The organism is Bacillus cereus group sp. MYBKT14-1 (assembly GCF_051915185.1).
Classification (GTDB): domain Bacteria; phylum Bacillota; class Bacilli; order Bacillales; family Bacillaceae_G; genus Bacillus_A; species Bacillus_A cereus.
Genome location: NZ_JBQAEF010000013.1, coordinates 13927 through 30312 on the forward strand (window position 1 = coordinate 13927; position 16386 = coordinate 30312).

Sequence of the window (16386 nt, forward strand, 5' to 3'; positions counted from 1 at the left end):
TACATAAATATGAAATTAGCAATTTCTTATAGTGAGATGGTAAAAGAATTTTTAGAAAAAGTAGAAGGAAGTATTAAAATACCTAAAGATGTGCAAGGAACAGAACTTGGGGTAAAAAGGAAAACGGAACTGTTTTCAAATTTGACTCACATTGTAGATTTAATAGGAGCGACTGCAACGTGGTTATATCATATTTCTAAAGAAAAACATATTGTCGTGCTTTATCATGTAAGAGGAAGTTTATTTCCGATTACTATTGAAGTTTCTAATTTTCTCTCCTATGAAAGTTTGAATTTACAGATTGAAGAGCAACTGGAGCAAATTAAAGAAATGAATGAGGAAGAAATAGAAGAGTTTCAAAACGGTAATACATTATATGAAATGTCACCTATTATTATTGGCGAAACATATTATGAGCTACAAGACACGAATACATTACAATTTGTATTTAGTAAAAATATGCAAAGTGTAGAAATAATATTTAATAGTGTTAATTGGAAAGAGACAACAATTACTCGTTATGCACAACAAATACAAGGTGTTTTAATTAATAAATCAAAAAATAAGAATAATCATATAAATAATTTTAATATTATTACAGAGGCCGAGATGGCACTTTATAGTCAAGTGAATGATACGACAGCAGTATATCCTGAGAAAAGTATCGTCGATATGTTCTATAATACTGTTACTCAATTTCCAAATCGTATAGCTTTATCTTCAAGGGAAGGTACTTTAACTTATGAGGAGCTAAATAAAAAAAGTAATCAAATAGCTCATATGTTAATTAAAAACGGCGTCCAATTAGGAGACTATGTTGGAATATTTATGAAACGTAGCATAGACACAGTAGTAAGTATGGTAGCTATATTAAAAGCTGGTGCAGCGTATGTTCCGATTGATCCAGATTATCCGGAAAGTAGAATACAGTACATTATTCAAGATAGCCAAGCGAAAGTTATATTGATGAAAGAGACGCCTATAACATGTGATGGGGTTCAAACAGTTTCAATGTATGATAGTGAAACTTATGAAGATACAGATGTAAAGTTGTCTATTCATTGTGATGATATAGCTTATATGATTTATACATCTGGTTCAACAGGGAATCCAAAGGGAACGATGTTAGCACATAGAGGAGTTGTTAATCTGTATACTTGGATGAAAAAGCAATATGAATTGACAGAAGAGGATGTATTTGCCCAATTTCCTTCCTTTAGTTTCGATGCTTCTGTATGGGAGTCATTTGCTTCTTTATTCTGTGGAGGAAACTTATATGTACTATTAGAGGAAGAGCGATTGTCTGTAGAAGCATTTGCAAATGCAATCTATAAAGTGAAAGCAACTTCAATCTTGGCATTAGCAACAATTTTTGTTCGACAAGTAGCAACTTATTTAGCAGAAGAAGATATATATAAGCTAGCTTCCCTAAAAAGAATTGCGATTGGCGGTGAAATGTTGCCTGTAGAGGTTATTAAATTGTGGAGAGAAAGAATAGGTACAAATGTTGAAATTCATAATGTATACGGACCGACAGAATGTACTGTAGTGACGACAACCTATAAAATACCTAGTCAGTTAAATGAGGATGTTGCGAGTATTCCCATTGGTAAACCATGTGCTAATTATCAAGTTATGATTTTGGATGAGAATATGAATCTTTGTCCAATTGGTGTACCTGGTGAATTATATATAGATTCAGTGGGATTAGCAAAAGGGTATTTTAATAAGCCTAATAAAACAATTGAAGCTTTTATTCCGAACCCTTTTAATCCTATAGTTAATATATATAAAACAGGTGATATCGTTAAGTTGCTAGAGGATGGAAATATAGAGTTTTTACATCGGAAAGATGATCAAGTAAAAATTAGAGGACATCGTATTGAACTAGGCGAAATCCAAAGTAAAATTTCTCAAAATCATAATATAAAAGAAAATGCTGTTTTTGCTAAGAAGAGTAAGGAAGGTAGCCAATATTTAATCGCGTTCTATACAACTTTAAATAAAAAAGAAATACCAGAATTAGTTTATCAGTTACAAGAGCAATTACCAGATTATATGGTGCCATCTAAACTAATTTATATTAATGAATTACCACTTACACCTAATAAAAAGATTGATGTTAAGAAGTTAGCTCAGTTAGAAGAAAAGTATGAACCGGTTCGGCTACAAGAATATGTTGCACCTTCTAATAAAGCAGAAAAACAAATAGCGAACGCCTGGGCGGAAGTATTAGGAATTTCAAAAGTTGGAGTGCATGATGATTTCTTTACAATTGGTGGACATTCATTAAAAGTATTACGAGTCTTAACATTGTTAAAAGAAGATTTCTCACATTTAACAATTCAAGATTTCTTTAAAGAAAGAACGATATATGGATTAGCTCGAATTGAGCGAGAAGTAAAAGTAGAGAAAGAAGAAGTATTTCGTGAATATAAAGTGATTCACGAACCAGATACTATCACGTATGCAAACGTTTTGGAAGAAAACCAGATTTCAAATGTCTTTTTAACAGGAGCTACTGGTTATTTAGGATCACACATATTATATGAATTGTTGAGAGGTACATCTGCTACTATTTATTGTTTAGTAAGACCAACTAAAGATGTGCAGCAAAGAATTATAGATACATTAACAGGCTACTTTAATGATATATGTGAAGAATGGTTACAGCGTATACAGGCCGTAGCTGGTGATCTGGGAGAAGAGTATCTTGGGATGAGCGAAGAAGAATTTATGTTCATCAGTTCTAAGATGGATACGATAATTCATTGCGGTGCAGATGTAAGACATTTTGGAGATGTAAAACAATTTGAAAATATAAATGTCCAAGGAACTAGCCGTATGCTAACATTAGCGGAGAAAGGTGCTACATTCCATTTTATTTCTACAATTGGTATCCCGTTAGAATTAGCGGTAGATCAATGGGATACATACATGAAAACTGGTGATTTTAATTACAGTGTAGACTTAGAGAATGTATATTCAAATAGTAAACTACAAGCGGAAAACATTGTTCGTGAAGCAATGAAAAATGGTTTGCGTGGAAATATTTATCGTGCAGGTAATTTAGCATGTCATTCAGAAACAGGTTCGTTCCAACAAAATATTGAAGGAAACGCATTTTATCGTCTTATTAAAACAATGCTATTAATTGGGAAAGCACCAAATGTGAAGTGGAAAGTTGATTTCACACCAATTGATTTTGCTAGTAAATCAATTGTATCGTATTTGCAAGATGCGCAAATTATAGGAGAGACGTTACATATTTGTCATCCACATCAAATTGAGTTTGAACAATTTATACAGCTAATTGGAGAGTGTGGATACAATCTTGAAATGGTTCCACTTTCAGAATATGTAAATACCGGACTTGCATTAGCGAAGGGAAATGAAGTAATAGCAGAGTTAATTGCTTCTCAAGTTGCAGGAGATGGAGCGCAGCAATCTGAAATTGTAATGGGTACGCGTAGAACGAATAAATGGATTAAGAAAAAAGAATTGATAGTACCAGCAATTAATAAAGAATTTATTCAGCAGTTATTAGCTCATGGTGAAAAAGTTGGTTATTTTCCAAAAATAATGAAATGATTATGCATGCTTTTGTTTGTTCAATAAAATAAATCATGCTACAATGAAAACGAATTAAGGACCGGGGAGCCAATTGGCTGAGAGGATGTAAGTAAACATCGACCCTCAACCTGATCTGGATAATGCCAGCGTAGGGAGTTACTTAAAGTGATGTAGCATATGTTATTCTGTAATAACTTGCATACAAGGCTTTCCTACGCAGTAGGAAAGCCTTTTCTTATTTTTGAAATTTATTTTTATAAGGGGGATTTTATTATGTCACAACAAGTTACAATGTCATTTTCAGTAGTACCACAAGCAAAAACGAAAGATGTATATTCTGTTGTCGATAAAGCAATTGAAGTTGTGCAACAATCGGGAGTTCGTTATGAAGTAGGGGCAATGGAAACAACTTTGGAAGGAGAATTAGATGTACTTCTTGATGTCGTTAAACGTGCGCAACAAGCTTGCGTCGATGCTGGAGCAGAAGAAGTGATTACTTCTATTAAAATCCATTATCGTCCAAGCACTGGTGTAACGATAGATGAAAAGGTTTGGAAGTACCGTGATGAATATGCAAAACCAGAAGCAATCTAAACTTATTACAACTATTTGGCTTATCCTTCTCATTGCGATATGGGAAGGATCTGTTTCATTATTTAAAATCGAACCGTGGATTTTACCAAAGCCTTCTGCCATTGTTCAAGAATTAATTGGGATGAAAGATTTACTATTACCAAATACGATGCAAACACTGCAGGAAGTTATAATTGGACTATTCTTTGCAATTTTATTGGGGACGAGCATCGCAATTATTATGGACGTTATACCGTTATTTCGTATTTTAATAAATCCATTGCTCGTTATTTCGCAAACAATTCCAATTGTTGTACTTGCACCGCTATTTATTATTTGGTTTGGATATGGGATGCTGCCGAAAGTAATGGTCGTAATACTCGTTTGTTTCTTCCCAATTGCGCTTAGTATTTTAGAAGGTTTTCAAACAGTAGATAAAAACATGCTGAAACTGTTACAAACAATGAAGGCGACAAAATGGCAAGTTTACCAGAAAGTAAAATTTCCAGCAGTGCTTCCATACTTTTTCTCAGGTTTAAAAATTGCAGTTACATATAGCGTAATGGGGGCAATTATCGGAGAATGGCTCGGTGCAAGTGAAGGATTAGGCGTTATGCTTACGAGGGCTACAAAATCCTTTTTGACTGCCCGAGTATTTGGTGTTGCAGCAATCATCGTTATGGTGACATTATGCCTGTATTTTATCGTAGAGTTTATGGCAAGAATAACAGCACCATGGATATATAGAAAGGACGGCAGAAAATGAAAAAAGGTTTGAAAGTTATGTTAGCTGCCTTAGTAGCGGTAGGTGTGGCTGGATGTAATCCGGCGAAGAAAGAAGAAAGTGCAAGTAAAGATCAAAAAGTAAAAGTAGTATTAGATTGGTTTCCAAATACGAATCATACTGGCTTGTATGTAGCGCAAACGAAAGATTATTACAAAAAGCAAGGATTAGATGTAGAAATTATTCAACCAGGTGACAATGTAACAGCAGAGCAAATGATAGCATCAGGAAAAGCAGACTTCGCAATAAGCGCACAAGAAAATGTAACGTTAGCTCGTGTGGAAGGAATTCCTGTTGTATCTGTAGGAGCGATTATTCAGCATAACACTTCAGCGTTTGCATCGCTTAAGAAAGATAATATGACGTCACCGAAAGATTTTGAAGGTAAACGTTACGGCGGCTGGGGAGGACCAGCGGAAGAAGCGACATTAAAGACGATTATGGATAAACATCAAGCTGATTTTAATAAAGTTGAAAAAATCATCTTAGGACAAACAGATTTCTTTAAATCAATCGGTCGTGATGCAGATTTCGAATGGATTTATTACGGTTGGGATGGTATTGAAGCGAAGCGCCAAGGAAAAGAGTTAAATACGATTATGGTGAAGGACTTAGATCCAGCGCTTGATTTCTATAGTCCTGTTATTATTACGAGTGAAAAACATACGAAGCAAGATAAAGACTTTGTGAAAAAGTTTATGAGTGCAACGACAGAAGGTTATAATTTTGCAATTAAGGAACCGAAAGAGGCTGCTGATATTTTAATTAAAGCTGTTCCAGATGTAAATAAAGATTTAGTTCAAGAAAGCCAAAAATGGTTAAGTACGAAGTATCAAGATGATGCTAAAGCATGGGGAGTACAGAAGGAAGAAATTTGGACGAATTACATGAATTTCTTATATGACAACAAAGTTATTAAAAAGAAAATCGATGTAAAAGATGCTTTTACAAATGAATTCCTTCCAAGTGAAAAATGAGCGGATTACAAATAAAAAATATAGTGAAATCTTTTGACGGAAAGAATGTATTAGAGAATATTAGTGCCTCTATACAAGAGGGAGAGTTTGTTTCCTTTGTAGGACCGAGTGGTTGCGGGAAAAGCACATTATTAAACATGATTGCAAATGTTGAAAAACCAACAAGCGGGAACGTAACGTATAACGATAAGCAAGTACAAGAGCAAGATGTTGTTAGTTATATGCCACAACAAGATTTATTACTACCGTGGCGATCAGCTTTGCAAAATATCGTTCTTCCGTTAGAAATTGAAGGAAAGCCGAAAAAACAAAGGCTGACAGAAGGAATGGAAGCATTAAAGCAGTTCCAACTAGATGAATATGCAGACCATTATCCAGATGAATTATCTGGTGGTATGCGTCAAAGAATTAGTTTTCTGCGCACATATTTATGTGAAAAGCCAATTATGCTGCTGGATGAGCCTTTTGGTAAATTAGATGCATTTACAAAAATGGAAGTACATAGCTGGCTTTTAAACTCTTGGCATCAAGAAAAGCAAACAATCGTTATGGTGACACATGACTTAGATGAGGCAATCTTGCTTTCAGATCGCGTATTTATTTTATCTCAAAGACCAGCGTCAATAGTTGGCGAGGTACAAGTGAAATTACCTAGGCCGAGAACGATGGATATGTTAACATCACTCGAATTAAAAAAGGATAAAGAAGAGATTTTAAGTGTGTTAGCTCCTTATATGAAAAAATAGAAAAAGCCTTTTAACAGTTTTTAGTATAATTACTGTTAAGAGGCTTTTTTTAGAATATGAAAAGATGGAGAAGGAACAAAAGGGAAAATAGAGAATAGAATATAACAGAGTAGTTTATACTCTTAATATAACAAATGTTAAAGGAGTGAAAGGATAAAATGACTTTATCAACTGTTCTTCAAATGGTTTTAGCTTGATATGGGAGAAGTCTGCCCATTTTTTAAGATTAAGCTAAATTGAAGACAGCAGGTAAAGAACCTTAATCCTTTTTTACGATAATATGTAATGGGTAAGGTGTATTCACCTTACCCATTTTTATATGCATAATTAAATAAGGCTTCATACTGTTGGTCTCTCTATTTAGCTTATGGACGATAAGTAAAGGAGAGAAAAAAATGAGTATATTAATAGTAGAAAATTTAAGTCATTCGTATGGTGAGAAAACCATCTTATATAATGCGTGCTTTCGATTATTAAAGGGGGAGCATGTTGGGTTAGTAGGGAAAAATGGGATTGGAAAATCAACACTGCTAAGAATTTTAACAGGAGAACTTATACATGATGATGGGAACATTGAATGGTTTCCACATGTGAAGGTTGGATTTTTGCAGCAGCATATAGATTTACAAGAAGGAATAACAATTGAAGGATACTTGCAAAGTGCATTTTCTAACTTGTATGCGATTGAATACGAGATGTTAAAAATTGCAGAAGAGATGGCTGAAGCAGTAGAAGTAGAAAAATTGTTAGTAAGGTATGGAGAGTTACAAACTATATTGGAAAACTCTAATTTCTATCAAATTCATACAGAAATTGAAGAAGTGGCAATTGGTTTAGGGCTGTTTGAAATAGGATTGGAAAAGGATGTTTCAAAGTTAAGTGGAGGACAGCGGACAAAGTTATTACTAGGAAAGCTTCTTCTAGAAAAAGCTGATGTTTTATTGCTAGATGAACCAACGAACTATTTAGATACAGCACATATAGAATGGTTGCAATCGTACTTGAAGCTGTACGAAAAAGCTTATATTATCATTTCGCATGATGAAGTATTTTTGAACAATATTACGAATGTCATTTACCATCTAGAAGAACGAAAAGTTAAGCGATATGTAGGGGATTATGAAAAGTTTTTACAAAGTTACCAAGTACAAAGGAAACAATTACAATCGGCGTATGTGAAACAACAAAAAGAAATTGCTCAGTTAGAAACATTTATTCAAAAAAATAAGATTCGAAAAGCAAAACAGGCAAAAAGTCGAGAGAAAGTATTGGAGAAAATGCAAAGGGTTGAAAAGGTTAATAATATACCTCGGTCCCGTTTTGCTTTTACTGTTTATAATGAACCAGTAAGTCGTATATTACAGGCTGAGAAACTAAGAGTGGGTTATAGTGAGCCGTTATTTCCAGACTTGAATTTACAAGTGAAAAAAGGAGAAAAGATAGCTGTTGTTGGTCATAACGGTATTGGAAAAACGACAATGTTAAAGACGTTATTAGGTCAAATAAAGCCGCTAAGCGGTTCAATTTTTGTTGGGGAACGAGTAAATCCTGCTTATTTTGCACAGGAAGAGTTTGCTTCAGAAATAACACCGTTAGAGAAAGTTTGGGCAGAACGACCAGATATGACAAAGAAAGAAGCGCGCCAAGCATTAGCGAAGTGTGGATTGAAAGAAGAACACGTATTAAAACCTATTCGTTTATTAAGCGGTGGAGAGCAAACGAAAGTGCGTTTATGTGAACTTATCGTAACGAAAAGCAATGTTTTAATTTTAGACGAACCGACTAATCATTTGGATGTAGAAACTAAGATGGCTTTACAGGAAGCGTTACAACAATACAAAGGAACGGTTTTAATTGTCTCACATGAACCTTCTTTCTATGAATCGTGGATAACAAAAGTATGGAATATAGAAGATTGGAATACTGAACAATATGAATAAAGAAAAGGCATTAGCTTTTAGGAGCTAATGCCTTTTCTTTGTGATTAACATGATTTTCGAGAACTCTTACATGAGAATTGTATGAAGAAGCACTCTTATGGTGCGCTTATAAGCGTGCTTTTTCTTTTGTTATATTTATAATACGAAAGCCTTTCCCTAACAGGTGACTATCTTTCTTTATATATATAGATAGTTCAAAATGGAATGAAAATAATTCCTTTATGTAAAGGATAATATGGATATTATAGGAAGACAATAGAAATTAAAGGAAATTCATGTAAAATTCAAATGAACTTCATATAAACTTCATATTAGAAATTAAATATAATTATAATAGGTTATTATGATATTTTTGATTTTTCGTAAAATTAAAAGTTTGAATTTAGGAGGTATTGCTCAAACCTAAATTCAAACTTTAGTGAATTAATTAATGGATATTACGTCTAGTTTTCGCTAATGACGGTATTTAAAAGTTCGGCAGGATTACCTGTTCCTGCACCGCCAATTGTAATAGATCCACCAGGAGGAATTTCACCATTCCATCCTGCGTTCGTAATTACATAATGATTATTTGTTTTACTACTAATTTTAGAATCCCAAACTTGTGTTAAATTACCGCTATAATCAAATTCTAATTTCCAATTTTTAATAGGAGTCGTTCCATTATTTTTGATTATAATCGAGAAGTTATAACCGCTGCCCCAATTCGAAGTGACTGAAAATGTAGCAGTACCATTTCCATCAGGAGGTGTCGTATTAGCTTCATCCGTTTTGACAGTAAGAGCGGTAGGTTGTGATTTATTTCCAGCAGCATCTTTGGCAATTATTGAAAATGTGTATTCCGTATTAGGTTTTAAGTTTTTAATTGTAATGCTATTTGTTGTTGTACTCCATTTCTCTTCTCCAGCAGTAATTTCATATTCCATAACTCCTACGTTATCAGTAGATGCAGTCCAGTTTAATTGAACTGAGTTTGAATTTTTATTCGTAACTACAACGTTTTTAACATTCGTTGGTGGCTCAGTATCTTTTTGACTAATAGGTCCACCAAGTAATTCTTTTACTAGCGTATCAAGTAATTTTGGACCACTGCAACTATATTTTGGACTTGTACGGCAATCTCCGCTTAGTTCCCAAAACATTGCTCCACTTAAACCTTTCGTCTTTATATAGTCTGTTTTGTATTTCATAGATTCATTGTCATCGTAGCTAATAAATGTGCCTGTAGTTGCATTATATAAATAAGGTACTTTAGCTGTGTCATTCCAGTAGCGTACAAAACCATTTTTATTAACGTAATTGGCTGCTAAATCACCGTAATCATACACACCTGTGTCACCGGTAGAATAATCATCCCAAGTACCTTTAGAAGCAAGTTTCCCATCACTACCTGGTTTGCAAGGTTGATATTGTCCGTTATTTTCTTTGCCACAACTTTTCCAGCCACGTCCGTAAAAGGGTACGCCTAATACTAGTTTATCGACTGGAACACCTTCATTTGTATAAACATTTATAGCACCATCTACGTAAAAATTCGTATTTGCTGCTGGGTCATTTGGATCCTTATATAGAGCTGCATTATGATTAGAAGTAGCTTCCCATCCGCCGTGGAAATCATATGTCATAATATTAATCCAATCGAGTATTTGAGAAATTTTCTTTAGCTCTGTATGATCAGCGTAGCGTTGGCTTGCGCCTGAAGCGATTGTTAGTAAATATTGTTTGCCATCTTCAGCACCTGCTTTATTCAAAGCATTTCGGACATCTTGAAGAAGGAGAGTGAAATTTTGTTTATCTTCAGGACGATAACTACCATCAGGAATCGTTTCAACGCCCGGATATTCCCAGTCTAAATCTACGCCATCAAACCCATATGCGCGAAGAAAAGCTACTGTAGATTCAGCAAATACTTTTCTTGTTTTTTCATCAGCGGCCATATCAGAAAAGCGGTTAGACCAAGTCCAGCCACCAACGGAAATAATTGTTTTTAAGTGAGGATATTTAGCTTTTAATCGTTTTAGTTCCCCGAAATTTCCGCAACGGGCATATTTATCGCAATCTTCCCAAGTTGTCCCTGAGCCAGGATACGATTTGGTAACATCAGCCCATGGTTCACCGAGTACGAGAGTACCATTAGGAACCTCTTTATTTTGCAATGGTACACCAGATTCTTTACAGTTCCACGTTTGTTTATTTGGATTATCAGGATGAGTAGAAGGGTTTCCATGTTTTCCATTCCAACAAATATCCGCGAAAGCATAGTTAAGGTGAGTAAGCTTTGATGCATCAATGTCAGCAACTTGATAATTACGTCCGTAAACGCCCCACGAAGGAAAGTACCCAACAATTTTTTGACTTTGCTTTGGTGAATCTGCTAATGCGAGATTTGGAGTAATAAAATTTGTGAGAAAAAGAGGTAAGAAAAGTAGTAGAGATAGTAATAGCAGTGTGAATTTTTGAGACCTCATAGCCATTTCTCCTTTCAAAATAAAAGATATATTTAAAGGCATACGCCAATAAACCAAAATGAATCTAGACGTATGAAACGTCTAGATAAAATGATCAGACATCACGAAGTCTATACAAGGGAGCTGGGGGTGATTAAATCGTAACAAATGTAAGATTTAGTGTAAACGCTTTATTAAGTTGAAAAAGACTTTCTCAATACAAAAAGGCTTGAATACAAACTATATATGAAAACGAAAGATTGGTATGGGAAGAAAAAGCTCATTATAAATAAATTTGAGAAAAAATTGTATGGAGCCAATTATTAAAGACGTAGAAAGATAAGGAAATATCATGTAAAATAATAGTAAAAATATGTAAAGGAGGGAATAGTGTGGATGTGTTTTTGAACATTGCTGAAGAAAAAATTCGACAAGCAATACGGAATGGTGATCTTGATTATCTTCCGGGAAAAGGAAAACCACTACAATTAGAAGATCTTTCAATGGTACCTCCAGAACTTAGAATGAGTTATAAAATTTTAAAAAATGCGGGAATGATTCCACCAGAAATGGAACTACAAAAAGATATATTAAAAATAGAGGATTTAATTGCTTGCTGTTATGATGAAGAAGAGAGAAAGAAATTACGAGAAGAGTTAACAGCAAAAACTCTTCGTTTTCAGCAGGTAATGGAAAAGAGAAAGATTAAAGATAGTTCAGCTTTTCGTATGTATCAAGGCAAATTATTTCGTAAATTACGCTAAGAGGGATAAGATGACTACATTTAAAACGGTAGAAGAATTAGCGACCTATATCGAAGAACAACAATTGGTACTTCTGTTTATTAAAACGGAAAATTGTGGTGTTTGTGATGTTATGCTAAGAAAAGTAAATTGCGTATTAGAGAATTATGATTACGTAGAGAAAATAGAAATATTACTACAAGACATGCAAGAGATTGCGGGGCGATATGGAGTATTTACAGGGCCAACAATTTTATTATTTCATAATGGAAAAGAAATTCTTCGTGAATCAAGCTTCATTTCACTTGAAAATCTAGAGAGAATCATTCAATTATTCGAGGAATAGGGGAGGCTTTTATATGGGATTTATTATTGTCATACTATTATTTGTTGTAGTTGGAATAATCGTAACAGCAGTTCGATCGAACAAAAAGAAGGTGAACTTGGCGAAACAAAATAACATACATAATTCATCTAACAGCTCATCACCATTATTTTTCTTTGCTGGATCGGATAATGATAGCTCGCATGATGGCGGTTCACATGATTGTGGAGGCTCTTTTGGGGGAGATAGCGGAGGAAGCTGCGGTGGCGGTGGGGATTGATGAAAATGCGCCTTATATAGGCGTATTTCTTTTTAAACAAACGTTTGATTAGTCGGCTTACATATACATAAACACAGTTAAACAAACGTTTGATTAATATTTTTAACATACTAAGGGGAATGGAAATGAAAAGGGAACCGAAAGTGAAAAATAAGGGGAAAGTAGTGTTATTTTTATTAGCTGCGGGAGGCGTATTTCTTGTTAAATTAGCATTTAAAATTGGAACAATACATATGATTCGAACTTGGTTTGAAAGTACGTTTTCTTAAATAAGGAATATAGCCTCTTGCGATAGAGGTTTTTGATTTGTTATTATTAGACTGAACGGTCGGTTTAAAGAGGTGTGAATATGAGAAGAAGCGCAGAAGAGATAAAGAAAGAAATTGCATACAAAGCAGAAAGTCTATTTTCACAGAAGGGCTACGCAGCTACATCTATGGAAGAGATTTGTGAAATTACAGAGCGAAGTAAAGGAAGTATTTATTATCACTTTAAAAGTAAAGAAGAATTATTTTTATTTGTAGTGAAACAGCATACGTATGATTGGCTTGAAAAATGGAATGAAAAAGAGAAGTTGTATAGCACTAGTACTGAAAAACTATATGGTCTCGCGGAATATCATGTAGAGGACATACAGCAACCAATTTCAAATGCCATAGAGGAATTCTCTATGAGTCAAGTTGTAAGTAAAGAGATTTTGGAGGAACTATTAGCTTTAACTAGAGAATCATATGTTATGTTTGAAAAATTAATTGAAGCAGGTATACAGTCTGGAGAGTTCCGTGAAGATAATACTCGTGATCTTATGTATATTGTGAATGGATTATTATCAGGGCTTGGAGTACTTTACTACGAGCTAGATTATAAAGAGTTGAAGCGTATTTATAAAAAGGCAATAGATGTATTGTTAAAAGGAATGGCAGCTGAATAATAGGTCAGTTGCTTTTTTTACAAAATAAATTAGACTGAACGGTCGGTTTGTGAAAGGGGAATGAAAATGAACGCTTTATTTAAAAACCGAGCATTTATGCTCGTTATGGCGTCTGATATTTTACAACAATTTGCAATTTGGATCAGAAATATGGCTCTTTTGTATTTTATAATGGAGCGAACGAATAATGATCCGGTTTCTGTTTCTTTGTTATCAGTTATGGAATATGCACCTATTTTTATTTTCTCGTTTATCGGTGGTGCGCTAGCTGATCGCTGGAATCCGAAAAGAACAATGGTCGCTGGAGATGTGTTGAGTGTACTGTCTATTATAGGAATTGTCCTGTTGTTAAAGCTGGATTATTGGCAGGCTATATTTTTTGCAACACTCATTTCCGCGATTGTAGGTCAGTTTTCTCAGCCCTCATCTTCGCGTATATTTAAGCGCTATGTAAAAGAAGAACAGGTAGCAAATGCGATTGCATTTAACCAAACATTACAGTCATTATTTCTAATTTTTGGACCAGTGGTAGGATCGCTTGTGTATACACAACTTGGTTTATTTACGTCACTATATAGCTTAATCATTTTATTTTTGTTATCTGCTATCGCCCTTTCATTTTTACCAAAATGGGTTGAAAAAGAGCAAGTGGCGAGAGATTCATTAAAAAATGATATAAAAGAAGGTTGGAAGTATGTTCTTCATACGAAAAATTTAAGTATGATTACGATCACTTTCACCATTATAGGCTTAGCTGTTGGATTAACAACTCCATTAGAGGTGTTTCTTGTAATAGAACGCCTTGGAATGGAAAAGGAAGCAGTTCAATATTTAGCTGCAGCTGATGGAATAGGTATGTTAATTGGTGGTATTGTTGCTGCAATTTTCGCTTCAAAAGTGAATCCGAAAAAAATGTTTGTATTCGGTATGGGCATATTAGCAATGTCATTTTTAGTAGAAGGGCTATCTACATCATTTTGGATTACTAGTTTCATGAGGTTTGGAACAGGTATTTGTTTAGCTTGTGTTAATATTGTTGTCGGTACGCTTATGATTCAACTTGTACCAGAAAATATGGTTGGAAGAGTAAATGGGACGATTTTACCACTGTTTATGGGGGCAATGCTAATTGGAACTTCACTAGCTGGAGGATTAAAGGAACTAACTTCACTAGTTACTGTGTTTTGTATAGCAATGGCACTTATTTTATTAGCGATAGGGCCAGTTCTACGTATGCAAATAAAAAAAGAAGATGTTGCTAATAAAGAGGCACTAACAAATTCGTTAGCTTCGAAATAACTATTGTAAGGGAGCAATATTGCTCCCTTTTTCTTTGAGGAACTTTTGACAACTATATGAGCCAATTATATACTGATGTTGTAAAAACGATTTTACAGGTTAGGAGCAATGGTGTGAAAAATCAAATCTATGAATTACGCACTGAAAATAATATTTCACAAGGCGCATTAGCTGATAAATGTAAGGTTTCTAGACAAACGATAAATGCAATTGAGAATAATAAATATGATCCAAGTTTAGCGTTAGCATTCCGTTTAGCTGAAGTATTAGGAACAACTGTTGATAAATTATTTTTGTACAAGCAGTAGAGTCGTTCATTATAAGTCGCACCTTTAAAAATAAAAAAGATCCTCTTCTTATGAGAAGAGGATCTTTTCTTATAGCGTTTTAGTCTTTGGACTAGGTGGTGTAACGGATGTATTATTTTCTGGAACTCTAGTTAGTAAAAATCCTCCGATAATAAACAGAACAATAATACTAAGAACACCAGCGTTTGTTTTTCCTGTTAATTGGGTTGTAACACCGACTAATACCGGACCCATAATTGCGGCAAACTTGCCAAATATATTATAAAATCCGAAGAATTCATTAGCAGATTCTTTAGGTACTAGTTTTGCAAAGTATGAACGACTTAGTGCTTGAATACCACCTTGAGATGTAGCAACTAACATTGCTAAAATCCAAAAATCAAGTGTCGTTTTTAAAAAATAAGCATATGTGCAAATAATGATATAAATAATGATACCGACATATAACATTTTTTTACCAGTAAATGTTTCAGATAATTTTCCGTATAGTAAAGCAAATGGACAAGCGACAATTTGTGTTACAAATAATATGATTAATAGATTCGTTGCACTAATACCGAGATCGGTTCCGTAAGCGGTAGACATAGTAATAATTGTGTCGACTCCGTCAATATAGAAAAAGTAAGCGATTAGAAACATAAATACAGTTTTATATTCTTTAATATTTTTAAAAGTATCAGCAAGACGTTTGAAGCTCATTCTAATAGGTCTTGGATGACGCTCAATATAGTGTGTTTGCTCTACGTTTTTTAGCATTGGAATTGTAAATAATCCCCACCAAAGAGCTGTTATTGCAAAGGAAATTTGACTAGCAATGCCGACCGATAAGGGAATAGTTCCTTTTTGGGAAAGAATAATAAGAGCGATACAACCGATAAAAGGAATTGTACTCCCGATATAACCTAATGCAAATCCTCTTGTAGAAATTCGGTCCATTCTATCTTCAGAAGTGACGTCTACTAAAAATGCATCATAGAAAATGTTTGCTCCAGCAAAGCCGATTAAGGCGAGCATATAGCACCCTAGCAATAAGTACCACTGAGAGGTTGGAACGACTGCTAACATACTTGTAAATACGATACCGAGTCCAAAGAAGAATGTGAAAAAACGTTTTTTAAATCCTTTATAATCAGCAACTGTGCCAAGAATAGGAGCAAGTATAGAAATTAAAAGTGTTGCGAATGAGTTTGCATATCCCCAATATGCTGTTGAAGTTGCCCCAGATAAACCCGCTTCTTTTGCAGCTGCTTTAAAGTAAATTGGAAATAATGCAGTTGTAATGACGAGCGAATATACGGAGTTCGCCCAATCGTATAATATCCAGCTTTTTTCTTGTCTGGACATTTTTTTCATATAATGTTCCCCCTCAAATTTGTTTTACTAACAGTGTACAAAAATAAAAATTATAAAAAGAGAAACAATGATGAATTTTACATAACTTTTACATATATACACAGTTC

15 protein-coding genes and 1 riboswitch are annotated in these 16386 nt (G+C 34.3%); of the genes, 13 read left to right on the top strand and 2 right to left on the bottom strand.

Features of this window, described 5'->3' with window-relative positions:
* Window positions 1-9 precede the first annotated feature (9 nt).
* The 6 genes from ACTFO4_RS23785 to ACTFO4_RS23810 all read left to right on the top strand — a co-directional run bounded on the left by ACTFO4_RS23785 (window position 10) and on the right by ACTFO4_RS23810 (window position 8593).
* Window positions 10-3591: a non-ribosomal peptide synthetase family protein gene (locus tag ACTFO4_RS23785; RefSeq protein WP_440014474.1), complete on the top strand. Its 3582-nt coding sequence runs from the start codon at window positions 10-12 to the stop codon at window positions 3589-3591.
* 52 nt (window positions 3592-3643) lie between these two features.
* Window positions 3644-3745: riboswitch (TPP riboswitch) on the top strand.
* 101 nt (window positions 3746-3846) lie between these two features.
* A complete protein-coding gene (locus ACTFO4_RS23790) occupies window positions 3847-4167 on the top strand; it encodes an MTH1187 family thiamine-binding protein (RefSeq protein ID WP_000082906.1) in 321 nt (106 codons plus the stop codon).
* Window positions 4139-4912, top strand: coding sequence for an ABC transporter permease (locus ACTFO4_RS23795; RefSeq protein ID WP_001057166.1), 774 nt, complete (start codon window positions 4139-4141; stop codon window positions 4910-4912). The genes ACTFO4_RS23790 and ACTFO4_RS23795 overlap by 29 nt, the downstream gene beginning before the upstream one ends.
* A complete protein-coding gene (locus tag ACTFO4_RS23800) occupies window positions 4909-5907 on the top strand; it encodes an ABC transporter substrate-binding protein (RefSeq protein WP_000715573.1) in 999 nt (332 codons plus the stop codon). Before ACTFO4_RS23795 ends, ACTFO4_RS23800 begins: the two co-directional genes overlap by 4 nt.
* Window positions 5904-6653: an ABC transporter ATP-binding protein gene (locus ACTFO4_RS23805; protein WP_000016088.1), complete on the top strand. Its 750-nt coding sequence runs from the start codon at window positions 5904-5906 to the stop codon at window positions 6651-6653. Before ACTFO4_RS23800 ends, ACTFO4_RS23805 begins: the two co-directional genes overlap by 4 nt.
* Window positions 6654-7048: 395 nt before the next feature.
* A complete protein-coding gene (locus ACTFO4_RS23810) occupies window positions 7049-8593 on the top strand; it encodes an ABC-F family ATP-binding cassette domain-containing protein (RefSeq protein WP_242285507.1) in 1545 nt (514 codons plus the stop codon).
* 443 nt (window positions 8594-9036) lie between these two features.
* Here ACTFO4_RS23810 and ACTFO4_RS23815 read toward each other — a convergent pair whose 3' ends face one another.
* Window positions 9037-11061 (bottom strand): glycosyl hydrolase family 18 protein, encoded by a 2025-nt coding sequence (locus ACTFO4_RS23815; protein WP_119682902.1) that lies wholly within the window; start codon window positions 11059-11061, stop codon window positions 9037-9039.
* Between the two features lie 371 nt (window positions 11062-11432).
* Between ACTFO4_RS23815 and ACTFO4_RS23820 the strand changes: the two genes are divergently transcribed.
* The 7 genes from ACTFO4_RS23820 to ACTFO4_RS23850 all read left to right on the top strand — a co-directional run bounded on the left by ACTFO4_RS23820 (window position 11433) and on the right by ACTFO4_RS23850 (window position 14926).
* Entirely contained in the window at window positions 11433-11804 is a 372-nt protein-coding gene (locus ACTFO4_RS23820; protein ID WP_000382376.1) for a J-domain-containing protein, read from the top strand.
* Window positions 11805-11814: 10 nt separating this feature from the next.
* A complete protein-coding gene (locus ACTFO4_RS23825) occupies window positions 11815-12129 on the top strand; it encodes a thioredoxin family protein (RefSeq protein WP_440014475.1) in 315 nt (104 codons plus the stop codon).
* A 13-nt stretch (window positions 12130-12142) separates the two neighbouring features.
* Complete coding sequence (locus tag ACTFO4_RS23830) at window positions 12143-12388, top strand: hypothetical protein (protein ID WP_000505774.1); 246 nt, start codon at window positions 12143-12145, stop codon at window positions 12386-12388.
* A 125-nt stretch (window positions 12389-12513) separates the two neighbouring features.
* On the top strand, window positions 12514-12657 hold the full coding sequence (locus ACTFO4_RS23835; RefSeq protein ID WP_332284964.1) for a histidine kinase: 144 nt from the start codon (window positions 12514-12516) through the stop codon (window positions 12655-12657).
* A gap of 80 nt (window positions 12658-12737) precedes the next feature.
* The gene (locus tag ACTFO4_RS23840) at window positions 12738-13319 is read left to right on the top strand and encodes a TetR/AcrR family transcriptional regulator (RefSeq protein ID WP_001254439.1); all 582 of its coding nucleotides are present in this window, start codon (window positions 12738-12740) and stop codon (window positions 13317-13319) included.
* Window positions 13320-13385: 66 nt separating this feature from the next.
* A complete protein-coding gene (locus ACTFO4_RS23845; RefSeq protein ID WP_000992556.1) occupies window positions 13386-14618 on the top strand; it encodes an MFS transporter in 1233 nt (410 codons plus the stop codon).
* 56 nt (window positions 14619-14674) lie between these two features.
* The gene (locus ACTFO4_RS23850; RefSeq protein ID WP_002023181.1) at window positions 14675-14926 is read left to right on the top strand and encodes a helix-turn-helix transcriptional regulator; all 252 of its coding nucleotides are present in this window, start codon (window positions 14675-14677) and stop codon (window positions 14924-14926) included.
* Window positions 14927-14995: 69 nt separating this feature from the next.
* Here ACTFO4_RS23850 and ACTFO4_RS23855 read toward each other — a convergent pair whose 3' ends face one another.
* Window positions 14996-16279: an MFS transporter gene (locus ACTFO4_RS23855; protein WP_000738812.1), complete on the bottom strand. Its 1284-nt coding sequence runs from the start codon at window positions 16277-16279 to the stop codon at window positions 14996-14998.
* Window positions 16280-16386: the final 107 nt, after the last annotated feature.